This is a genomic window from Roseibium aestuarii (assembly GCF_008477545.1).
Lineage (GTDB): Bacteria > Pseudomonadota > Alphaproteobacteria > Rhizobiales > Stappiaceae > Roseibium > Roseibium aestuarii.
This window is the reverse complement of record NZ_VORA01000002.1, coordinates 708,745-729,909: the sequence shown is the minus strand read 5'-3', so window position 1 is coordinate 729,909 and position 21,165 is coordinate 708,745. Positions and strand designations below refer to the sequence as shown.

Below are 21,165 nucleotides of genomic sequence, written 5' to 3'. Positions count from 1 at the left end.
GTCACAGACGCTCGATCTCGGTTGTGCCGAACAGGCCGTAGGGGCGGATCATCAGCATCGCGATGAGGATCCCGAAGGTGGTGACGATCTTGTATTCGCCGCCCAGGTAGGTGCCGGCCCAGGCCTCGAAGACGCCGATCAGCAGGCCGCCGATGAGGGCGCCCGCGATGGAGTCCAGCCCGCCGACGATGACGACGACCAGGGCAGACAGGCCGAAGACGCCCATGGCGGGCGAAATGCCGCCGATGGATCCGAGCAGGATGCCCGCCCCGGCTGCGGTGGCGCAGCCGATGATCCAGGCGACGGAGAAGACACCGGGCACGTTGATGCCGCAGGAATAGGCGGCCGCCTGGTCGGAGGCCGTGGCACGCAGGGCAACTCCGCCGCGCCAGAAGCGGAAGAGCAGGACGAAGCCGGCGATGACCACGGCGGAGACAAGGAAGGCGATGGCGATCTTGCGCGAGACGTAGGCCTCGCCCAGGAAGATCGGTTGGTTGCCAAGGAAGGCCGGGAGGGCGCGCGGTTCCGTTCCCCAGAGCAGTTCGACGAGGCCGACGACCACCGATCCGATGCCGATGGTCACCATGAAGACCGAGATCGGGTTCTCGCCAAGCATGGGCCGGATCAGGCCACGCTCCAGGATCGCGCCGACCAGACCGCCGCCGGCGATCGACAGGACGATCGCCACCCAGGCCGGAAGGCCGAGGCCCGCGGCAAAGGCGAAGAACAGATAGGCGCCGAGCATGACGATCTCGCCGACGGCCAGGTTGATCACCCGGGTTGCCTTGTAGATCAGCACGAAGGCCAGCGCGGTGAGGGAGAGAAGGGCGCCTGCGCCCAGTCCCGCCAGGGTGACTTCGGTGAAGAAGAGAAGGTCGCTCATGCCACGCTCGCCCGCTTGTGGATCTTTTCCTTGATGGCTGCCGGTTCGCCGGCGCCCAGATAGGCCTCGGCCACCTGGGCGTTGCCCTGAACCTCGTGGGGCAGGCCGCTGGCGATGACTTCGCCGAAGTTCAGCACCACCACGTGGTCGGAGATGTCCATGACCATGCCCATGTCGTGCTCGACCATGAGGATCGTCGTGCCCCATTCCTCCTTCACGTCGAGGATGAAGCGGGCCATGTCCTCGGTCTCTTCCCGGTTCATGCCCGCGACCGGCTCGTCGAGAAGCAGGATGCGCGGATGCATGGCGAGGGCGCGGGCCAGCTCCACCCGCTTCTGCAGGCCGTAGGAGAGGGCGGCCACCGGCATGTTGCGGATGTGGTTGATCTCGAGGAAATCGATGATGCGTTCTTCCACGTCCCGGCGCAGCTCCATCTCCTCGCGCGCGGCGCGGCCCCAATAGGCGAAGGCGTCGAGGATGTTGGTCTTCAGGTGGGCGTGGCGGCCGAGCTTGATGTTGTCGAGCACGGTCATGCCCCGGAACAGGGCGATGTTCTGGAAGGTGCGGGCAAAGCCGATGCGGGCCCGGTGGGGCGGGTGCATGCGGGTGATGTCCTCGCCGTTGTAGCGGATCGTGCCCTGCTGCGGCTTGTAGAAGCCCGAGATGCAGTTGAACATGGAGGTCTTGCCCGCACCGTTCGGCCCGATCAGGGCCGTGATGGAGCCGGGGGCGACGCTGAAGGACACGTCGCGCAGCGCCTTTACTCCGCCGAAGGACAGGGAGACGCCCTCCACCTCCAGGCTGGCGGCAGCGCCGGACGGGGCGCCTTTGCGCGCGGCTTCTGCCTGCGTGGCGGCGCCGCGGTGCGGCTTCAGGGAAACGGGCGCGCTCATGCCCGTTCTCCACGAAGCGGCGCGCTCCCGCATGTCGCGGCTGCGGTCCGACGGGCGGCGGGGCCTGTTCCGGCGGCCTTTCGTCCTGCCGTGAAACGGCTGGCTGACGTCATTACTTTTCCTCCCCATTGCCTCCGGCCGCCTCCCCGCGACCGGATGCGCTCCGCCTCCGTTGCCGGGGCGGGGCCTTGTTGTCCTTCAGAACAGCGCCGCAGGCGCCAGACGCTCGATCACCCGTTCCACCGGTTCGTCCATGTCGCGGCCTGCCCGTTCGAAGCCCTTCTTCCAGTCCTCCACGTGGCGCTTCATCCAGGTGGCGGCGCGGGTCTTGTCCCGGGCGCGCAGGGCGTCGATCAGCTCCCGATGGGCGCGGATCATGCGGCCGGCCCCTTCCGGCACCCGGCGGCAGATCAGCTCGCTGGTCGGGAAGATCAGCAGGGCCGAGGGCTCGCGGGCCAATTCGAGAACCCGGTTGCCGGAGGCGCGGGCCAGCAGGGCGTGGAAGTCCGTGTCGAGCTGGGCGATGCGGCTGGGATCGGCGTGGTCGATCTCGCTCTCGGCGCTGCGCTGGTTGGCTTCGAGCGCCTTGATGTGGCTGTCGGTCGCGTGGTCGATGGCTGCCTCGACGGACATGATTTCCAGAACCAGCGTGGCGTCAAAGACCTCGCGAAAGGTGACCTGGCCGAGGACGAGGGCGCGGCTCATGCGGCTGGACAGGTTGCGATAGCGTGGCGGGCAGACATGCAGCTTGCGGCCGGCCTCGCGCTGAACCAGTCCGCTCTGCTCCAGCAGCCGGATGCCTTCGCGAACGGTCGAACGGTTCACGCCGAACTGGCGTACCAGCTCCGCTTCCGTGCCCACCTGGTCTCCGGGGCGCAGGCGGCCGGACATGATCTCCCGCTCGATGGCTTCGGCCACCATCTGGTAGGCAGAGGGAACCTTGATCTTGTTGTAACGTGCCGCGGTCATGCTGCCTGCCCGGTTTCATTTGTCGGACAAAAGCTGCCATGCGTAAAAGAAGCAGGTCAAGCGGCTGAAATGGCCCGTGATACACTCGAAAATCTGACACTTACTGTGCAGTTGCAGCAATGCACTGAGGAGTTTGCCTATTGTCCGACAAACGACATATTATTTTTATTGCGTTGCATTAAATCCGGTGTGCAATGCGATCTCGGGGAATTGCGGAAGGTTCTCGAGCGGGAATCCCGGCAAATTGCAGTCAAGTGCAATCAAACCCTCTGGTTGGGCATCGGCTTGCGGGGCGAAACGCCATCGCCGGCTTTTCGCCGTTCAGGGCGCTTGTGGGGTTTGCGGTGACTTTCGGGCCTGTGGGCTCTGCACAATTTTCCCGTCGGTGTGGGCCGGGCCGGAACGAAAAAGTGTCTCACGATCCTGTGCAGAGATAGGGCCCAGGCGATTGTCCGTCGACAGGCACACGGGCGCATGGCCCGACAAACCGACATTTGACGGGATGTGTGCCGGGAGGAGCGTCGGCTGGGGGCGTCGTGGAGGGGGGAGGGGGAGGGCGCTGATGCGCAATGTGCCTGCGCTGATCAGCGCGGCGCGCAAGGGGCCGGGTCATCTGGGGCCAAGGCGGGCCCGGGCGCGAGGCGCCCGGGCTCACTATTGTGGAGAGGATCAGTTCATGACGTTGGGCAGGAACAGGATCAGGTCCGGGAAGAGCACGATGAGGGCGACGATCACCACTTCCCCGACGAGGAAGGGCGCCACGCCGCTGAAAACGCTCTGCAGGGAGATGTCCGGCCGGATGCCGTTGACCACGTAACAGTTCAGCCCGACAGGCGGGGTGATCACGCCGATCTCGATGAGCTTCACCAGCAGGATGCCGAACCAGATCGGGTCGTATCCGAGACCGACGATGGCCGGGAACACCACCGGCAGGGTCAGCATCATCATGCCAAGCCCGTCGAGGATCATGCCCATCAGCAGGTAGAGGCCGATGATCCCGAGCAGGATCATCCAGCGCGGCACGTCCAGCCCCACAACCATGTCGGTCACAGCGCCGGGCAGACCGGTGAAGGCCAGGAAGCGGACGAAGATCAGCACGCCCCAGATGACCATGAAGATCATCACCGTGGTCTGGACGGTGTCGAGCAGGCCCTTGCGCAGGTCGCGCAGGCGCATGCGCTTCACCATGGCCATGGCAAAGATGATGGCCATGGCGACGCCGGCGGATTCTGTCGGGGTCATCCAGCCGAGATAGATGCCGCCGAGGATCACGCCGACCACCGCGAAGACGCCGCTGACTTGAGGCAGGGCGCGCAGCTTTTCCATGAAGGTGGTGCTGGGTTCCAGCGGTGCGAGGTCCGGCTTCAGCTTCACCACGATGGTGATGACGACGAGGTAGACCGCCATGGAGAGCAGGCCGGGCACCAGACCGGCAAGCAGAAGCTTGGCGACCGACTGTTCCACGATGATGCCGTAGATGACGAGCAGGGCAGAAGGCGGGATGAGGGCGGCCAGCGTGCCGCCGACGGCAACCACCCCGGCGGCGAGCCGCCGGTCATAACCACGCTTTTCCATTTCCGGCAGGGCAAGCTGGGTGAAGACGGCGGTCGAGGCCGTGCTGGCGCCGGACACCGCCGCAAAGCCTGCGGAGGCGAAGATGGTGGCCGTGGCCAGTCCGCCCGGCGCGCGTCCGACCCATTTTCGCGCCGCTTCATAGGCCGAGGTCGTGATGCCCGCATGCATGGCGAGGAAACCGATGGCAATGAAGAGCGGAAGGACGCTCAGCGCATAACTGCCGGAGTTGGCATAGGGAATGATGCCGGCCAGGCCGGTCGCCACGGTGGGATTGCGCAGGATCATCATGCCGACGATCCCGGTGAGAGCGGAGGCATAGGCCACGGGCACGCCCATGACCACCAGCAGGGTGAGGCTGCCGATGCCGAGATATCCGAGTGTGATGGGATCCATGGGAGGCCTATTGCGAGGGCGTTGTGCCGAAGATCGGCGAGGTGTCCTTGGGGTGTGCGACAAGGCGCAGGGCTTCGGTCAGCTGCAGCAGCAGGCGCAGGCCAAGCAGGACAAGGGCTGCGGTCACCACGGCAATGCCGGGCCACAGGGGAATGCCGATTTCCGGTGTGTCGCCCCCGTTGCTCCAGGCGCGGCTCAGGTTCAGCCAGCTGCCCTTGGCCAGAAGGCAGACCACCACAAAGGCGGCCAGAAGCGAGAGCGTCTCGTTGAGCCACTTCATGCGGCCGCGGTAGCGGTCACTGAAAAGGGTCATGCGCACGTTGCCGAAGCGGCTCTGGCCATAGGCGATGCCGAGCGTGACGAGCACGACCATCACCTGTTCGATGATGTCGATGGAGCCTTTCAGCGGCATGTGGAACAGGCCGCGCCCGGCCACTTCGGCGCAGACGAGCAGCATGAGAATGGCAATGAGGCCGCCGGACAGGGTGGCGGCCAGTCTCTCCACATGGCGGAGCCAGTGATCGAGGCGGGTAATCAGGGATTTCATGGGCGGACCTTCTCCCGGTCGGGATCCGGCGGAATGGTCCGCCGGATCCTTCGCCGCAGCCGCGTTACGGCTTGGACTGGGCTTCGCTCGCTTCGGTCAGGATGAGGTCGAAGAGTTCCTGCCCGGGGATGCCCTTGGCGGTCACGTCATCGATCCACTTCTGCCAGCTCGGCTTGACGGCGGCCTGCAGGGCATCGCGCACGTCGTCGGTCAGCGGAATGCGCTTCAGACCCTTGGCGTCGAATTCCTTCTCGTTGGCCTGGTCGATTTCGGCATAGGCCTTGATCTGATGGTCATAGGCGGGGCCGACAGCTTCCTGGAGCAGGGTCTTGTACTGGTCCGGAAGGGCGTTGTAGGCGTCGGTGTTGGCCGCAACCGTGCACTGGACGGTGCCGAGGTTCCAGCCGTCGGTCACCCAGGTGGAGATCTCGTGGAAGCGATAGGCCACGAAGGCGTAGGTGTAGGGATAGACCACCCCTTCGATCACGCCGCGTTCCAGGGCGTTGTAGAGGTCCGGCGCGGGCAGGGTTGCGGGGACGGCGCCAAGCGCTTCCATCAGGGCAGCATGACCGCCGGAGGCGTTGAGACGGTATCCATCCCAGCCGGCCAGGTTCATCGGGGCTTCGCCCTTGCCCATGATCTCGTAGTTCGGCATGAGCGCCGACATGATCGGGACAGCATTCCACCGCGCCCATTCGGCGGCAACCGCCGGGTGCTGGAGATATTTCTCATAGACCTTGTACTGGGTCTCAAGGGTGGGCAGCGGCAGGAAGGCCTGGCTCAGACCCATGGAGGCCGGGGTCTTGTCCGGGTGATAGAAGGGGCAGACGGTGGCCGCCTCGAAGGCGCCCAGCTGCAGGCCGTCGATGTTCTCCTTCGGGTCGGAGAGCACGCCGCCATATTGCAGGTCGAGCTCGAAATTGCCGTCGGTCTTGGCTGCAAGATATTCCTTCAGGCCTTCGACGCCCTCGGTGAAGCCGCGGCGTGCGCCCCAGAGCGAGACGAGCCACTTGACCTTGGGGCCTTCGACTTCGGCGGCGCTGGCGCTCGCGGTCGGGGCAAGCACGCCGGTCGCCAGGCTGGTGGTGACGGTGGCTGCGGTGGCCAGGCCGAGGCAGATCCTGCGGAGAGTGGTTCTGGACTTCATGGTTCCTCCCAATGACTGATGTGAGCGCGGCCTGAGGCTCGCGTGATGCGATGACGGTAAAGGCGGTGCCGACCCATGCTTGTTCTTGTTGCGGGTCGTGGGTCTTCTTCTTGTTGGTCCGGATGCGGCCGGGTGGGCAGCCGCTCCGGACAGGAACGGGATCAGCGGTGCCGGAAGACCGGCGGCCGCTTTTCCGCGAAGGCGGTCATGCCCTCCATGCGGTCTTCGGTGGCGAAGGTCGCGTAGAGGAGGCGGCGTTCCAGATGGATGCCGGCGGCGAGATGGTTCTCCTGGGACTGGTTCACGGCTTCCTTGGCCAGGCGCAGGATCGGCCTGGAGGCCTCCGCGATCTGCCGGGCGAGCGCCATGGCGTCCTCCAGGTAGGTGGCAAGCGGGGAGACGCGGCTGACGAGGCCGCGCGCAAGCGCTTCGTCAGCCTTCATCGGCCGGCCGGTCAGGATCATGTCCATGGCGACGGCCTTGCCGACGATCCGCGTCAGGCGCTGGGTGCCGCCGGCACCCGGAATGATGCCGATGCGGGTCTCGGGCAGGGCGAAGCGGGCGTTGTCGGCCGCCACGATGATGTCGCACATCAGGGCCAGCTCGCAGCCGCCGCCAAGCGCATGGCCGGCAACGGCGGCGATGAGGGGCTTGCGGCAGGAGGCGGCCCGTTCCCACGTGGCGGTGACGAAGTCCTCCTCATAGACCTCCGGCGAGGTCTTGGTCCGAATCTCCTTCACGTCGGCGCCGGCGGCGAAGGCCCGCTCGTCGCCGGTCAGCACGATGACATGGATCTGGTCGTCCCGTTCCAGCGTGTCGAGGGCGGCGGAGAGTTCCGACGTGATCTGGTGATTGAGCGCGTTGAGCGCTTCGGGCCGGTTGAGGCGCACGAGCGCGACGGGACCATGGGTTTCCAGAAGAATGGTGGTCCGGGAAGGGGCGTTCATCACAGGGCTCCGGATGCATTGGGGGCCGCGATGCGGATCACGACCTTGCCGAAGCGCTCGGGATGGTCGAGGCGGGCAAGGGCATCGCGGGTGTGGTCAAGGTCGAAGACGCTGTCGACGGGCACCGTGAAGGCCTTCCGTTCGAAGCAGGAAATCAGGGTGCGGAATTCGGCCAGGCTTCCCATGGTCGAGCCATGCAGGGAAAGCTGGCGCACGAAGAGGCGCTGAAGATCGGCGGACGGGTGAGCGCCGGTGGTCGCGCCGCAGGTGACGATGGCGCCACCACGGCGCGCCGCGCGCAGGGAGGTCTTCCAGGTGGCCTCTCCCACGTTGTCGATGACGAGGTCGGCGCCATGGCCACCGGTCAGGGAGAGGATCTGGTTCAGGGGGTCGCGGGCGTAGTCCACGACCTCGAAGCCTTCGTCTGCACAGCGGGCAATCTTGTCTGTCCCGGTGGTGGAGGCGATGACCCGGGCACCGGCCATGCGGGCCAGCTGGCCTGCCGCAAAGGCGACGCCACCGCCCGCGCCCTGGACGAGAACGGTCTGTCCGGGTTTCACGGGGACCTTGCCGAAGACCATGCGCCAGGCTGTCAGATAGGCCACGCCGAGAGCGGCTGCGGCGAGCGGGTCCGTCTGTGGCGAGATTGGCACGACGGAGGGTTCCGGCAGGGCGATGAATTCCGCGAGTGTGCCATCCCGGTGCTCGCCGGGAATTCGTGCTGTCAGGCAGAGCGGCTGATCACCGGCCGTGCAATGGGGGCAGCGCCCGCAGAATTCGTAAGGATAGAGAAGGACGCGGGTTCCCGGCGTCAGGGATGAGCCTTCCGGCGCCTCGACGATTTCACCGACGCCATCCACACCCATGATCAGCGGCAGGTCGTGAGTGATGCCTGCGCCATTGTCGCGCATGTAGAGATCGACCCGGTTCAGGGAGGCCGCGAGCATGCGCACGAGCACGTTGCCGCCCCGCCGCCGTGGCACGGGCGCTTCGCCGATCCGGCAACCATCAGGTCCCCGCTGATGCAGAGTGAACGCCTTCATTCCCAGTCCTCCTGCTTTGAATGTAAATAGCTTGTCATAAAAAGCAAGAGAGCTTCCATCTTGCGGTGCAGCGAGGATTGGTCGATTGCGCCGTTTATGTTGCTTTTACAGCATTATGAGTCGCCCTTTTGTCGGGTTCTGGTGGGTTCTCTTGCCAAGCGAAAGTCGGCTATATATGACAATATATTGTAATTAATCATGTGTGGGAGGAGCGACTTGCTCGACCTTGAGACGCGCGCTCAACTGGTGGCAACCATTCGCCGTTTTGTGGATGACCGGCTGATTCCGGCCGAGGCCGAGGTGGCCGAACAGGATGCGATTCCCTCTGATATCATTCAGGAAATGCGGGATCTGGGCCTGTTCGGCCTGTCCATTCCCGAGGAGTTTGGCGGTCTGGGCCTGGGGATGGCCGACAAGGCGGCGCTGATCTTCGAGATCGGGCGGGCGGCGCCGGCATTCCGATCGATCTTTGCAACCAATGTGGGGATCGGCTCTCAGGGCATCGTGATTGATGGCACGCCTGAGCAGAAGGCTGCCTATCTGCCGCGAATTGCCAGCGGGGAGCTGATCGGCTCCTTCGCCCTGACGGAACCGGATGTGGGGTCCGATGCGGGGTCGGTGCGGACCAGTGCAGTGCGGGACGGTGCGTTCTACGTGCTGAACGGCACGAAGCGCTTCATCACCAACGCGCCACTGGCGGGTCTTTTCACGGTCATGGCGCGCACGGATGCCACGCAGAAGGGTGCGCGCGGCGTGTCCGCCTTTGCGGTCGAGGCAGGGATGCCGGGTCTGTCGACGGGCAAGCCCGAGAAGAAGATGGGCCAGCAGGGTGCCCATGTGTGCGATGTGATCTTCGAGAATTGCCGGGTGCCGGCGTCCGCGCTGATCGGCGGTGTCGAGGGCATGGGGTTCAAGACCGCGATGAAGGTGCTCGACAAGGGGCGTCTGCATATTGCGGCGGCCTGCGTTGGCCTGGCCGAGCGGATCATCGACGACATGATGGACCATGCCGTCACGCGGACCCAGTTCGGCAAGTCGATCGCTGACTTCCAGATGCTTCAGGTGATGTTCGCCGACAGCCGTGCCGAGGCCTATGCGGCGCGGGCGATGGTCGAGGATGCGGCCCGGCGTCGGGATGCGGGTGAAGATGTCAGCGTTCTGGCATCCTGTGCCAAGATGTTTGCCTCCGAAATGGTGGGGCGTGTGGCGGACCGGAACGTGCAGGTGCACGGTGGCGCGGGCTACATCCGCGAATACCGCGCCGAACAGCTCTTCCGGGATGCGCGGCTCTTCCGCATCTACGAGGGGACGACCCAGATCCAGCAGGGAATCATCGCCCGGGCCATGGCGTCCGAGGCGCGGGAGCGGGCCGGCCTATAGGTCGGCCGGCTCTAACTGATCGACATCGAGCTGGCGCATGTTCGTGAGAACCTTGTCCAGATAATGGATCAGGTGGATCTTGTCGGTGGTGGAGAAGCCCATGAGGGCTGCCTCGTAGAAGCCTGAGATCCGGGTGCTCATGTCCGTGCGCCAGAGGCCGCGGCCGTGGCTCGTCAGACGGATGAGCCGGCTGCGGCTGTCATGGGGCGAGACGGTGCGTTCGATGAGCCCGTCGCGCTCCAGGCGCGCGAGGACGCCGGTGAGGTTCTGGCGGCTGACCATCAGGAAGCGGGTCAGCTCGCCCACGGCGATGCCTGCCTCCGATCCCTTGCGGGCCAGTGCACCGATCACGGCCCATTGCTGGGTGGTGATGTGCATGTCCTCCAGCGCCTTCGTGCCGCATTTGTGCATGAGATTCGCCGACTGATACAGCCGGAAAAACAGGCGGTTGGCCAGGTCATCGACCTCGGTTTGCTTCAGGATCTGCTCATTTTCGCTCATGGGAATCATTCATCCTTGCAAATGCGGGACAAGTCAACTCGACCGCCTCTGTGTCAGAATAAATGTAAACTACTTGACATAAAATTGGGATCCCGATATTTCGGATCAGAACCCGAACGGGACAGGCTTGCGGCAAGAAAATGATTTTATCCCAGTGATATAGGGTATAAGATCGGACCCGCTGCCGAGTTCTAGTATATGGAGGAGGAACTCGTGAGAGGGCTTAAAGGTAAAACTGTTGTCGTAACCGGCGGTGGTGGAGGAATCGGCGCCGCGACCTGCCTGCGCTTTGCGGAGGAAGGGGCTCGCGTGGCTGTCGTCGACCTGAACGAGGCTGCTGCTGCCCGTGTGGTCGCAGAGCTCGAAGCCGTCGGCGGACAGGGACTTGCGGTCGCTGTCGACCTGACCGATGCAGAAGCGACGGCTGCGGCCGTGGTCCGGATCGAGGCTGAACTCGGCGCGATCGACGTGCTGGTCAACGGCGTGGGCTGGGATGTCTTCACGCCCTTCCTCAAGAGCGGCCGCGACTTCTGGTCGAAGATCATCGACATCAACCTGCACGGTGTTCTCAACATCACCAAGCCGGTTCTCGCCGGAATGGCCGAGCGCAAGGCTGGCCGGATCGTGTCTCTGGCGTCCGACGCGGCGCGGGGCGGGTCCTCCGGTGAAAGCGTCTATGCCGCGTGCAAGGCCGGCGTCATCGCCTTTTCCAAGACCATTGCCCGCGAGCATGCCCGTCACGGCATTTCCGTGAACGTTGTCTGCCCTGGCGTGACCGAGACGGCCATGCTCGACGCCTTCATGGAAGCCGCCGGCGACAAGGAAAAGCTGCGCACGGCCTTCACCCGGGCGGTGCCGATGGGGCGTCTGGGCCAGCCGGGCGATCTGCCGGGCGCGATCGCCTTCTTCGCAAGTGACGACGCCGGTTTCATCACCGGACAGGTGCTGTCGGTTTCCGGCGGCCTGACGATGCATGGCTGAGGGAGCAGCATCCATGACCTATGAAGACATTCTCTATGAGGTGAAGGACGGCGCTGCCTGGATCACCATCAACCGTCCCGAGAAGTACAATGCGTTCCGCGGTCAGACCTGCGAGGAACTCATTCACGCCTTCAACAAGGCGGGTTGGGACAAGTCGGTCGGCGTGATCGTTCTGACGGGTGCCGGTGACAAGGCCTTCTGCACGGGGGGCGACCAGTCTGCCCATGAAGGTCAGTATGACGGGCGTGGCACCATCGGCCTGCCGATGGAAGACCTGCATTCGATCATTCGCGACGTTCCGAAGCCGGTGATTGCCCGTGTTCAGGGCTTCGCCATCGGCGGCGGCAACGTGCTGGCCACAATCTGCGACTTCACAATTGCCGGCGACAAGGCCGTCTTCGGTCAGGTCGGGCCCAAGGTCGGGTCCGTCGATCCGGGCTTCGGCACCGCGTTCCTGGCCCGTGTGGTCGGTGAGAAGAAGGCGCGCGAGATCTGGTATCTCTGCCGCCGCTATTCCGCCCAGGAAGCTCTCGACATGGGTCTGGCCAATACGGTCGTGCCCCATGACCAGCTGGATGCCGAGGTCGAGAAGTGGTGCGCGGAGATCATGGAAAAGTCTCCGACGGCCATCGCACTCGCCAAGCGCAGCTTCAACATGGACACGGAGCATCAGCGCGGCATTGCCGGGCTCGGGATGCTGGGTCTGTCCCTCTATTACGACACGGACGAGAGCAAGGAAGGCGGCATCGCCTTCAAGGAAAAGCGCAAGCCGGACTTCCGCAAGTTCGGCATGTAAGACAAGGCGGGCGTCGGCGGGCCAGGCCCCCGGCGTCCTCATTGCCTGCGCATGGGAGGGCAGGATGAGAACGATTTTCGATACCGAGGAACTGGACCAGATCCGCGACCTCGCCCGCAAGTTTGCCCGTGAGCGGGTGGCGCCGGGCTATCTTGGGCGCGAGAAGGCTGGCCGTTTCGACATGAGCCTGCTGCGGGAAATGGGCGAACTGGGCCTGATTGCCCCGGAACTGCCGGAAGAATTCGGTGGCATGGGCGCGGCCTTCCTCTATTCCGGTGTGATCGTCGAGGAAATCGCCCGCGCTGACTTCACCTTCGGCTATGCCTCGCTCCTGGCCTCGCTCAACGGACAGATCCTGCGCCGGTTTGCCCGGCCCGAGGTTGCCCGCGAGTGGCTTCCCGGTCTGACGGCGGGCGAGCATATGCTGGCCATCGCCCTGACCGAGCCCAAGGGCGGATCGGATGCGGCGAACCTCGGCCTGCGCATGGAGCGCGACGGCGACCATTACATCATCAATGGCGAGAAGACGTCGATCTCCGCCAACCAGATCGCCAAGGGCGTGGTCACCTTTGCCCGCACGGGCAAGCCGGAGGACCGGGCGCGGGGCGTTTCCGCCCTGCTCATCCCGCTGGACCTGCCGGGGATCTCGACCTCGAAATTCGCCAATTGCGGTCAGAACTCGGTCGGCCATGGCTCGATCTGGTTCGACAACGTCCGGGTTCCGGCGGAATACCTGCTGGGCGAGGAGGGCAAGGGCTTTGCCCAGGTGATGCACGGGTTCGACTTCTCGCGCTCGCTCATCGGCCTGCAGTGCATCGGGACCGCGCGCCAGAGTCTGGACGAGACCTGGGCCTACATCACCGAGCGTGAAGCCTTCGGCAAGCCGCTGGCGGCCTTCCAGGGCGTCACCCATCAGTTGGCCGATTTCGACACCAAGCTGGAGGCGGCCCGCCTCATGTCCATGAACGCGCTGTGGCTGAAGGATCAGGGGCTGCCGCATACCGCGGAAGCGGCCATGACCAAGTGGTGGCCGCCGCTTCTGGCCTATGAGGCCATCCATGCCTGCCTGCTGATCCACGGCCATGCTGGCTATTCGGAAGACTTCCCGTTCCAGCAGCGTCTGCGCGACGTGCTTGGCCTGCAGATCGGCGACGGCACGGCGCACATCATGAAGAACATCATCGCCCGTGAGCGGGCGGGAAAGGCGACGTCTGCAGCCTGAGGCTGCAGACGAGCGCGCCGCCAGAGGGAAGAAGGGGGCCTGATCCGGGTGGGGAGACCCGGATCAAGGGTCGCAATAAAGAGGAGGAAACCCCGTGAAATTCGATGCAGTCCTGATCGAACCCCGTATTCGCGAGATGACCGAGAAGGGGTTCTGGCACGGCAAGACCGTGAACGACTATTTCGCCGCCTGCCTTGCGGCCGGGCCGGACAAACTGGCGCTGACGTCCATTTCCGTTCCCTCCGGCGATCGCCGGGACCTCACCTGGGCAGAGCTCGATCGGCTGGCCGATCGGGCCGCCGTCGGCCTGTCGCGTCTGGGGGTGGTGAAGGATGACGTGGTGTCCTGTCAGCTGCCGAATGGCTGGCAGTTCGTCGCGACTTATCTGGGCTGCGCCCGTCTCGGTGCGGTCTTCAACCCGGTCATGCACATCTTCCGTGAGCGCGAGCTGAGCTTCATGCTCAAGCACGGGGAGACGAAGGTCTTCGTCATCCCGAAGCTGTTCCGCGGTTTCGATCACGAGCAGATGGTTGACGGCATGTTGCCCGACCTGCCCCATCTCAGCCACGTGCTGGTGAGCGGCGGCGAGGGCGCGCGGGATCTGGAAGGCCTCCTCTTCGATCCGGCGCTCGACGACGAGCCGGAGCTTGCGCAGATCGTCAGCCGGTCCCTGCCGGGTGCCAATGATGTCTGTCAGCTGATCTACACCTCGGGCACCACCGGTGAGCCCAAGGGGGTGATGCACACCGCCAACACCATGTATTCTAACCTGGTCCCATATGCGGACCGGCTGCATCTGGGTGCTGACGACGTGATCCTCATGGCCTCGCCCATGGCCCATCAGACCGGCTTCATGTACGGGCTGCTGATGCCGATCCAGCTTCAGGCACGCACCGTGGTCATGGACCTGTGGGACAAGACCATTGCCGCCCGGGTCGTCGCGGAGGAAGGGGTGACCTTCACCATGGCCTCGACCCCGTTCCTGATGGATCTTGCAGCCGCCGTCGAGGAGGCGAAGAGCGACTGCTCGTCCCTGCGGATCTTCCTCTGCGCCGGCACGGCCATTCCGGGCCCGGTGGTGGAGCGGGCGCAATCGGTGCTCGGGGCGAAGATCGTCTCGGCCTGGGGCATGACGGAAAACGGTGCCGTGACCCTGACCAGTCCGGAAGATCCGGACGACCGCTCGATCAACAGCGACGGTCTGCCGCTTGCCGGCATGGAGCTGCAGGTGCGGCGCGCGGATGGCAGCGAGGCGGGTGCCGGCGAGGAGGGGGAACTCTTCGTGCGCGGCTGTTCCAACTTCGGCGGCTATCTCAAGCGTCCGCAGTGGAACAACGTTGATGCCGAGGGCTGGTTCGACACCGGTGACATCGCCCGCAAGGATGCCGAGGGCTACATCCGCATTTGCGGCCGGTCCAAGGACATCATCATTCGCGGGGCGGAGAACATTCCCGTGGTCGAGGTTGAAAGCGTGCTGTTCAAGCACCCCGCCATCTCCACGGTCGCAATCGTCGGCTATCCGGACGAGCGTCTGGGCGAGCGTGCCTGTGCCTTCGTGGTGCTGCGTCCCGGTCAGTCCTTCTCGTTCGAGGACATGCAGGCCTTCCTCAAGGAGCATCACTTCTCGCGCAACTACTGGCCGGAGCGGCTGGAAATCTGTGATGCGCTGCCGTCCACCGCGTCGGGCAAGATCCAGAAGTTCGCCCTGCGCAAGATCCTGAGCGACGAACTCAAGGGCTGACCCTCCCACAGCCCTCGATAGCCGCCAGCCTTTGCCCGACTGTCCTCGCAAAGACTGGCGGTTCTCGTTTGCGCTCCTCGTCGTGGCCGTCTGCCAGATGGGGGGCACGCAGCCAACACGATGAGGCGTGAAGCGGGGCCTCTCTCCTGCCTGAGACAGGAGAGAGGCCCTTTGCATTTCAAAGCTCGGAGCAGCAAGGGCGTGCGAGGCCAGGCCCTTGTCTGGCACAGCGGATTAGGGCGCGCGCGCTCGCCGCGTCTGTCAGTCCTTGGCGAAGCTCACCGTCACGCCGCGCTGGCGGAAATAGGCTTGCAGCAGCTTGCGGCCGGAGCGGTTGTTCTGGACAAGCCGGGTCGGCTCCAGAACGGCTTCCTTGAGGCCCTCACGCTTCAGCGCGGCCTTGAGGGCTGCGATGTGCAGGTCGATGTCTTCATTGTCTGCCTGCAGGGAGGCATAGATGGCGTCGGTTGCTTCGGCTACGGTCAGTTCGCTCACGGGTGCATTCCTGATGTTGTCTGGCTGGCGGTTAGCACATTTTCCGCCCCGACTTCAAACAGAGTTCTGCGGCAAGGGTGGCAATCCGCGCCTTTCCAGCCTCTCGACCGATGGCTCTGTTGCGGTGAAGGCTTGATGCCATTGGGGGAAGGGACCCGGGAGGCCCGTGCTTGGCCTCCCGATCTGTCTTGCTCTCTCCGGCCCGATCAGGGGGCCTGGGTGAGGTCGATCTCGCCCCCGCTTGCCGTGACCTTGCCGCCGACAACAAGCGGTCGGCGTTCGGAGGCCGGCAGGATCACCCGGGCGCGGCCGAGGATCGGGGCCGCGTTCCCCTGCTGATCCCATCTCAGGGTCAGGGTGTCGGCATCACCGTCGAGGGATAAGGCGAGAAGGCTGTAGGGCGCATCCGCGCTCACGCCATCATCCTCATAGAGCATGCCGGTGGCCGAACCCTCGCCCGGCACGGGGAAGAGCGCGAGGTCGCGTGCCGTCTCGGCGGCGGGATGCGCCCGGCTGGCACCGCGTCCCAGCGGCAGGATTGCGCCCGCACGCGAGAAGAGCGGCATGGTGCCCAGATCGACGGGCAGGTTCAGCACGCTGCCGCCCGGGTGCCAGGTTCCGGCGAAGAAGTCCCACCAGCCGGAGGGGTTGCCGGGCAACCGGACCTTCCTGCTCGTGGCGCCCTGTTCGACCACATTGGCGACGAGAAGGTCCGGGCCGAGCATGAAGTCGTCCGTGTCTTCCCAGCACATGGCGTCTTCGGGGAACTCGAGGAAGGTCGGCCGGATCATGGGCTCGTTGAAGGCCGAGGCCCGCCACAGCAGGGTGTAGAGATAGGGCAGCAGCCGATAGCGCAGCCGGATCGCCTCGCGGATGTGGTCGGTGACCTGCGGATACATCCAGGGCTCGTTGGCGGTCTGGTCGTCGTTCCAGCTGTGAATGGTGAAGCGGGGGTGGAAGATGCCATTTTGCACCCAGCGCACCAGAAGCTCCGGGTCGGGCCGGGGGCCGGCAAAGCCGCCGACATCGTGACCGATGTTAAAGAAGCCGGAGAGGGACAGGCCGAGACCCATGCGGATGTTCCAACGAAGGGTCTCCCACGAGGTGCGGTTGTCGCCGGTCCATGTCTGGGCATGGCGCTGCAGGCCGGGCGCCCCGGAGCGGCTGATCAGATAAGGCCGCTTGCCGGGTGCGTGACGCTTCTGGGCTTCCTCGGACGCCCGGGTCATGAGGATGGGTTGAACGGGGCGGATCAGGCTGATCGGGATCTCGCGCCCGAAGCCGGAACAGCGGGCCAGGTCGTCCCAGATCTCGTATTCGTTGTTGTCGTTCCAGGTGGACCCGATCCCCTTTTCCAGAAGCTGGCGGGTGACATTTTCCTGCCACCAGCGGACGGTCTCCGGACGGGTGAAATCGAGGTGGGATCCTTCGTCATCCCAGAAGAGCGAGCGCTCCGGGCGGTCGGCTTCGCTGTCGGTGATGAAGAGGCCCGCCTCTGCGGCCTCGTCATAGCGCGGATGATCCTGAAGCAGGCAGGGCTTGATGTTGGCGATGAGGTGGACACCTGCCTCGCGGAACTTTCCCGTCATGGCGAGGGCGTCCGGCACCTTTTCGGTGTTCCAGTTGAAGACGTAGCGCTTGTCACCGATGGAGGTGTAGCCGGAGGAGAGCTGGAAGCTGTCGCAGGGGATATCGTGTTCGGCCAGCTTTTCAAGGAAGCCTTCGAGCTGGGCCTGCGCGTCCGTAGCATCCGTATAGGACATGGTGGAGCCGGAGTAGCCCAGCGTCCAGCGCGGGGGGAAGGCGGTGCCACCCGTCAGTCTGGCCTGATGGGTTGCCAGCCCGGCGAGATCCTGACCCCAGCACATGTAATAGTCGAGGTCGCCGTCCTCGGCGCGGTAGCTGCGATAGGGACGGTGATAATTGTCGAGCTCGTTGCCGAGATCGAACCAGGCTCCGGCCAGATTGTCGTAGAAGATCGACCAGCAGCCGGCCGTCTGCGTCCGGGTCAGGGTGAAGGGAATGTGCTTGTAGAGCGGGTCGGTGGTCTGGGCATCGTAGCCCATCGCGTCGAGGTTCCGCATTTCATAGCGCCGCCCGGACCGCTCCAGGAGGCCTGCCTTCTCGCCCAGGCCGAAGACCTTCTCCTCGCTTGCGCGGGAGAGGAAATGCGCGTGACGATGATCGCGCACGCCGAGCATCATGCCGCCGGTCGGCCGGTCCTGCGCGAAGATCTTCCATTCGCCGGCGATCCGGGCCTCCCACTGGAGATGCAGGGGATGCGAGATCGTCAGACGGATGACATCGGTCGAGATGACGATGCGGTCCGCCTGTTGCACGAAGTCGAAGGCAGGGCAGGTGAAGCCGGCATGGCTGTCGCGGGAGCGGCCTTCGAAGGGGGCATCCCCGTCCTGTGCCACGCTCCAGCTCCGGTCCAGCCGCCAGGTCTTATCCTTCAGCAGGGAGACCCGAAGCAGGTTCGCCTCGAGAACGGCGATCCTCAGGGCGTGCCGGCCCTCGACCACAAGCTCGACCCCGGTGGGGAGGGCCTTTGCGAGGCTCCAGTTTCTCAGCGTTTTCATCAGTAACCCAGAAGCAGTTTCGGAAGGGCGAGGCTGATTTCCGGAACGAAGGTGACCAGAAGCAGCAGGACGAACAGGACCGCATAGAAGGGCAGAAGCGGACGGATGACGGCGCCGATGCTGGTGCCCCCGACGGAGCAGCCGACAAAGAGGGCGGAGCCGACCGGCGGGGTGCAGATGCCGATGCACAGGTTGAAGGTCATCACGATGCCGAAATGGACCGGGTCCATGCCCAGGCTCTGAACCACGGGCATGAAGATGGGCGTGAAGATCAGCAGCGCCGGGGTCATGTCCATGAAGGTTCCAACGATCAGCAGGGCGACGTTGATCGCCAGCAGAATCATGATCGGATTGTCGGAGATGCCGAGCAGGGCATCGGACAGGGCGTAGGGAATGTCGCCAAAGGCCATGGCGCGGCTCATGGCGATGCTGGCGCCGATCATGAGCAGGACAATCGACGTGGTGACGGCGGAATCCAGCACGATCGAGGGCAGGTCCTTCAGGCTGATTTCCCGATACCAGAAGAGAGCGAGGATCAGGGTGTAGAGAACCGCGATGGCCGAGGCTTCGGTGGCGGTGAAGGCGCCGGAGATGATGCCGCCCATGACCACGATGACCAGACCCAGCGGCAGAATGGCGTTGCGCGTGGCCTCAAGCACCTGGGCCCAGCTTGACCTGGGGGCGACCGGATAGCCGCGCCGCTTGGCGATGATCCCGGCAACCGCCATCAGGCCGAAGCCCATCAGGATGCCCGGCACATAGCCGGCGACGAAGAGGGCGGCGATGGAGGTTCCGCCGGTGATGAGGGAATAGACGATCAGCGTGGCCGAGGGCGGGATCAAAAGGCCGGTCGGGCAGGAGGCAATGTTGACGGCGGCGGAAAACGCCGGGTCATAGCCTTCCTTCTTCTGCAAGGGGGCCATGACGCCGCCGACGGCTGCCGCCGCGGCCACGGCCGAGCCGGAGATGGAGCCGAACATCATGTTGGCCAGCACGTTGCAATGGGCCAGTGCGCCGGGCAGGCGCCCCCCAAGAACCTGGGCGAAGGCGATCAGCCGCACGGCGATGCCGCCCCGGTTCATGATGTTGCCCGCCAGAATGAAGAAGGGAATGGCCAGCAGGGTGAAGCTGTCCAGACCCGAGGCCATCTGCTGGGCGACGATGAAGACGGACTGGTTGAAGTCCATGAAGAGAAGGAACGTCACGGCGGCGGAGGCGCCGATGGCAAAGGCAACGGGGACGCCGATTGCGGTCAGCAGACCGAAGACGCCGAAAAGCAAGAGAGCCGCACTGGCCATGAAAATCTCCCGGAATGAAATGGCCTCAGTCGAGCGGGCCGAAGGCGGCGGCGTCGGTGTTGAGGCTCCGGCCTGCAAAAAGGTCGCGGCAGAACGTGAGGCAGTAATAGAGCATCACGAGGCCGGCGAAGGGGATGGCGCCATAGACGTAGCCCATGGGCAGCTGAAGGCTGGGCGTGACCTGGCCTGAGGACAGGGTGCGCACCACGAGCTGGCCGCCGCCATAGACCATCACGATGGCGCAGAAGAGCGCGATCACGCCGATGATGACGAGTTCGGAAATCATCTTGCGTCTGCCGCTCAGGTGCAGGGTCAGCAGGTCGATGGCCAGATGGCGGCGCTGTCCGAGCGTGTAGGCGCCACCGATCAGGGCCAGCCACATGAAGAGGAACCGGGCCAGCTCGTCGGTGGATGTGCTGGGCGTTCCAAGAATGAACCGGCTGATGACCTGCCAGGACACACAGACAACCAGGATGGAAAAGATCACGACGATGGTCGATCGCAGAAGAGTGTCGATGGCATTACGCATCGGCGGCCTCCTGCAGGGCACAGGCTCTTGATTGGCGCATGGTGGAGTCCTCCCAACTCTGATTTTTCACCATTTTCCCCTCAGCAGAATTCACGAGCGCACGCAATTGGTCAACCAATTTCATTCAGCTGGTTGACTGATTTTCAATTTTGGCAAATGTTCTTGGGCGATTGGTCGACCGGAGCGGCGTCTTGGCGTTGGGGGACCAATTGACTTTCGGCCGCGCGCAGTTCTGGCGCGGTCAGTCCTTGGGAGGAATTTCTAAAATGAAGATTTCTTATCTGTCTGCAGTTGCAGCAACCGCGATTCTCGGCGCAACCCTTACGGCGGAAGCCGCCACCCTGCGCCTCAACCACAACAACCCGCCGGAGCATCCTGTTCACATTTCGATGCAGGTCATGGCGGACCGTGTCGCCGAACTGACGAATGGCGAGGTCAAGATCCGCATCTACCCGAACGCCCAGCTCGGCACCCAGCGCGAATCCATGGAACTGGTCCAGAGCTGCGCTCTCGAGATGGCCCGCTCCAACGCGTCGGAGCTGGAAGCCTTCGAGGAAAGCTATTCGGCTCTGAACCTGCCGTACATCTTCCAGTCCGAAGAGCATTTCAACACGGTCGTCACCGGCGAGATCGGCGCTGACATCCTCAACGCGTCGGTTGCCCAGGGCTTCCGCGGTGTCGCCTACTACACGGAAGGCGCCCGCTCCTTCTATGGCGACCGTCCCATCACGTCGCCGGCCGATCTGAAGGGCATGAAGATCCGCGTTCAGCCGAGCCCCTCGGCCATCCGCATGGTCGAGCTTCTCGGCGGCAACCCGACGCCGATCGCCTGGGGCGAGCTTTACAGCGCCCTGCAGCAGGGTGTGGTCGACGGTGCGGAAAACAACCCGACCGCTCTCACCACCGCCCGTCACGGCGAAGTGGCCAAGCACTTCTCGCTCGACGAACACACCATGATCCCGTCGGTCGTGGTGATTTCTAACTGCGCCTATGACGCCCTGACGGAAGACCAGCGCACCGCCCTGCGTCAGGCGGCGCTGGAATCCATGGCCGCTCATCGCGCTGCCTGGAACGCTGCCTCGGATGCGGCCATCGAAGCCGCCCAGAAGGAGCTCGGGGTGAACGTTCATCAGGTGGAGAAGGGCCCGTTCGTGGAAGCCGTGCTGCCGATGCATGAGGAAGTGGCCGCCAAGTCGCAGAACCTGGCTGACCTGATCGCCCGCATCAAGGCCGCCAATTAAGG

At 64.4% G+C, this 21,165-nt stretch carries 19 protein-coding genes; 6 read left to right on the top strand and 13 right to left on the bottom strand.

The window, feature by feature from the left end; translation table 11 throughout:
* Position 1: 1 nt before the first annotated feature.
* The 8 genes from FR728_RS11855 to FR728_RS11820 form a co-directional block, all read right to left on the bottom strand.
* A complete protein-coding gene (locus tag FR728_RS11855) occupies positions 2-883 on the bottom strand; it encodes a branched-chain amino acid ABC transporter permease (protein ID WP_149892859.1) in 882 nt (293 codons plus the stop codon).
* Entirely contained in the window at positions 880-1,776 is an 897-nt protein-coding gene (locus tag FR728_RS11850; RefSeq protein ID WP_149892858.1) for an ABC transporter ATP-binding protein, read from the bottom strand. The genes FR728_RS11855 and FR728_RS11850 overlap by 4 nt, the downstream gene beginning before the upstream one ends.
* A 198-nt stretch (positions 1,777-1,974) precedes the next feature.
* Positions 1,975-2,745 carry a FadR/GntR family transcriptional regulator gene (locus FR728_RS11845; RefSeq protein WP_149892857.1) on the bottom strand — a complete coding sequence of 257 codons (771 nt, stop codon included), beginning with the start codon at positions 2,743-2,745 and terminating at the stop codon, positions 1,975-1,977.
* Positions 2,746-3,414: 669 nt separating this feature from the next.
* A complete protein-coding gene (locus tag FR728_RS11840) occupies positions 3,415-4,713 on the bottom strand; it encodes a TRAP transporter large permease (protein WP_149892856.1) in 1,299 nt (432 codons plus the stop codon).
* A gap of 7 nt (positions 4,714-4,720) precedes the next feature.
* A complete protein-coding gene (locus tag FR728_RS11835) occupies positions 4,721-5,260 on the bottom strand; it encodes a TRAP transporter small permease (RefSeq protein WP_149892855.1) in 540 nt (179 codons plus the stop codon).
* A 64-nt stretch (positions 5,261-5,324) separates the two neighbouring features.
* A complete protein-coding gene (gene dctP / locus FR728_RS11830) occupies positions 5,325-6,407 on the bottom strand; it encodes a TRAP transporter substrate-binding protein DctP (protein WP_149892854.1) in 1,083 nt (360 codons plus the stop codon).
* A 161-nt stretch (positions 6,408-6,568) separates the two neighbouring features.
* A complete protein-coding gene (locus tag FR728_RS11825) occupies positions 6,569-7,354 on the bottom strand; it encodes an enoyl-CoA hydratase-related protein (RefSeq protein ID WP_149892853.1) in 786 nt (261 codons plus the stop codon).
* The gene (locus FR728_RS11820; protein WP_149892852.1) at positions 7,354-8,397 is read right to left on the bottom strand and encodes a zinc-binding dehydrogenase; all 1,044 of its coding nucleotides are present in this window, start codon (positions 8,395-8,397) and stop codon (positions 7,354-7,356) included. Before FR728_RS11820 ends, FR728_RS11825 begins: the two co-directional genes overlap by 1 nt.
* Positions 8,398-8,613: 216 nt before the next feature.
* Between FR728_RS11820 and FR728_RS11815 the strand changes: the two genes are divergently transcribed.
* The gene (locus FR728_RS11815; RefSeq protein ID WP_244304565.1) at positions 8,614-9,777 is read left to right on the top strand and encodes an acyl-CoA dehydrogenase family protein; all 1,164 of its coding nucleotides are present in this window, start codon (positions 8,614-8,616) and stop codon (positions 9,775-9,777) included.
* On the opposite strand, the gene FR728_RS11810 is transcribed toward FR728_RS11815, so the two are convergent.
* Positions 9,772-10,278, bottom strand: coding sequence for a MarR family winged helix-turn-helix transcriptional regulator (locus tag FR728_RS11810; RefSeq protein WP_244304563.1), 507 nt, complete (start codon positions 10,276-10,278; stop codon positions 9,772-9,774). The genes FR728_RS11815 and FR728_RS11810 overlap by 6 nt on opposite strands.
* 198 nt (positions 10,279-10,476) lie before the next feature.
* Here FR728_RS11810 and FR728_RS11805 point away from each other — a divergent pair, with 198 nt between their 5' ends.
* From FR728_RS11805 to aliA, 4 genes are all read left to right on the top strand, one after another.
* On the top strand, positions 10,477-11,259 hold the full coding sequence (locus tag FR728_RS11805) for an SDR family NAD(P)-dependent oxidoreductase (RefSeq protein WP_149892849.1): 783 nt from the start codon (positions 10,477-10,479) through the stop codon (positions 11,257-11,259).
* A gap of 13 nt (positions 11,260-11,272) precedes the next feature.
* Complete coding sequence (gene badI / locus FR728_RS11800; protein ID WP_149892848.1) at positions 11,273-12,055, top strand: 2-ketocyclohexanecarboxyl-CoA hydrolase; 783 nt, start codon at positions 11,273-11,275, stop codon at positions 12,053-12,055.
* Between the two features lie 64 nt (positions 12,056-12,119).
* The gene (gene aliB / locus FR728_RS11795; protein ID WP_149892847.1) at positions 12,120-13,277 is read left to right on the top strand and encodes a cyclohexanecarboxyl-CoA dehydrogenase; all 1,158 of its coding nucleotides are present in this window, start codon (positions 12,120-12,122) and stop codon (positions 13,275-13,277) included.
* A gap of 94 nt (positions 13,278-13,371) precedes the next feature.
* Positions 13,372-15,018 carry a cyclohexanecarboxylate-CoA ligase gene (gene aliA / locus FR728_RS11790; protein ID WP_149892846.1) on the top strand — a complete coding sequence of 549 codons (1,647 nt, stop codon included), beginning with the start codon at positions 13,372-13,374 and terminating at the stop codon, positions 15,016-15,018.
* Between the two features lie 261 nt (positions 15,019-15,279).
* Here the strand turns inward: aliA and FR728_RS11785 are convergent, their stop codons facing one another.
* From FR728_RS11785 to FR728_RS11770, 4 genes are all read right to left on the bottom strand, one after another.
* Complete coding sequence (locus FR728_RS11785; RefSeq protein ID WP_149892845.1) at positions 15,280-15,513, bottom strand: hypothetical protein; 234 nt, start codon at positions 15,511-15,513, stop codon at positions 15,280-15,282.
* Between the two features lie 206 nt (positions 15,514-15,719).
* Positions 15,720-18,095 carry a glycoside hydrolase family 31 protein gene (locus FR728_RS11780; protein WP_149892844.1) on the bottom strand — a complete coding sequence of 792 codons (2,376 nt, stop codon included), beginning with the start codon at positions 18,093-18,095 and terminating at the stop codon, positions 15,720-15,722.
* The gene (locus FR728_RS11775; protein WP_149892843.1) at positions 18,095-19,393 is read right to left on the bottom strand and encodes a TRAP transporter large permease; all 1,299 of its coding nucleotides are present in this window, start codon (positions 19,391-19,393) and stop codon (positions 18,095-18,097) included. The genes FR728_RS11780 and FR728_RS11775 overlap by 1 nt, the downstream gene beginning before the upstream one ends.
* Before the next feature lie 25 nt (positions 19,394-19,418).
* Entirely contained in the window at positions 19,419-19,922 is a 504-nt protein-coding gene (locus FR728_RS11770) for a TRAP transporter small permease (protein WP_149892842.1), read from the bottom strand.
* Positions 19,923-20,188: 266 nt separating this feature from the next.
* Between FR728_RS11770 and FR728_RS11765 the strand changes: the two genes are divergently transcribed.
* A complete protein-coding gene (locus tag FR728_RS11765) occupies positions 20,189-21,163 on the top strand; it encodes a TRAP transporter substrate-binding protein (RefSeq protein WP_208998784.1) in 975 nt (324 codons plus the stop codon).
* The last annotated feature ends 2 nt before the right edge of the window (positions 21,164-21,165 follow it).

Excerpts from the sequence above, each read along its gene's own strand:
- aliB (WP_149892847.1), top strand. The coding sequence starts at position 12,120 with ATGAGAACGATTTTCGATACCGAGGAACTGGACCAGATCCGCGACCTC.
- FR728_RS11775 (WP_149892843.1), bottom strand. The coding sequence starts at position 19,393 with ATGGCCAGTGCGGCTCTCTTGCTTTTCGGCGTCTTCGGTCTGCTGACC.
- FR728_RS11835 (WP_149892855.1), bottom strand. The coding sequence starts at position 5,260 with ATGAAATCCCTGATTACCCGCCTCGATCACTGGCTCCGCCATGTGGAG.
- FR728_RS11805 (WP_149892849.1), top strand. The coding sequence starts at position 10,477 with ATGGAGGAGGAACTCGTGAGAGGGCTTAAAGGTAAAACTGTTGTCGTA.
- FR728_RS11780 (WP_149892844.1), bottom strand. The coding sequence starts at position 18,095 with ATGAAAACGCTGAGAAACTGGAGCCTCGCAAAGGCCCTCCCCACCGGG.
- badI (WP_149892848.1), top strand. The coding sequence starts at position 11,273 with ATGACCTATGAAGACATTCTCTATGAGGTGAAGGACGGCGCTGCCTGG.
- FR728_RS11810 (WP_244304563.1), bottom strand. The coding sequence starts at position 10,278 with ATGAGCGAAAATGAGCAGATCCTGAAGCAAACCGAGGTCGATGACCTG.
- dctP (WP_149892854.1), bottom strand. The coding sequence starts at position 6,407 with ATGAAGTCCAGAACCACTCTCCGCAGGATCTGCCTCGGCCTGGCCACC.
- FR728_RS11840 (WP_149892856.1), bottom strand. The coding sequence starts at position 4,713 with ATGGATCCCATCACACTCGGATATCTCGGCATCGGCAGCCTCACCCTG.
- FR728_RS11820 (WP_149892852.1), bottom strand. The coding sequence starts at position 8,397 with ATGAAGGCGTTCACTCTGCATCAGCGGGGACCTGATGGTTGCCGGATC.
- FR728_RS11765 (WP_208998784.1), top strand. The coding sequence starts at position 20,189 with ATGAAGATTTCTTATCTGTCTGCAGTTGCAGCAACCGCGATTCTCGGC.
- FR728_RS11845 (WP_149892857.1), bottom strand. The coding sequence starts at position 2,745 with ATGACCGCGGCACGTTACAACAAGATCAAGGTTCCCTCTGCCTACCAG.
- FR728_RS11850 (WP_149892858.1), bottom strand. The coding sequence starts at position 1,776 with ATGAGCGCGCCCGTTTCCCTGAAGCCGCACCGCGGCGCCGCCACGCAG.
- FR728_RS11855 (WP_149892859.1), bottom strand. The coding sequence starts at position 883 with ATGAGCGACCTTCTCTTCTTCACCGAAGTCACCCTGGCGGGACTGGGC.
- FR728_RS11770 (WP_149892842.1), bottom strand. The coding sequence starts at position 19,922 with ATGCGTAATGCCATCGACACTCTTCTGCGATCGACCATCGTCGTGATC.
- FR728_RS11825 (WP_149892853.1), bottom strand. The coding sequence starts at position 7,354 with ATGAACGCCCCTTCCCGGACCACCATTCTTCTGGAAACCCATGGTCCC.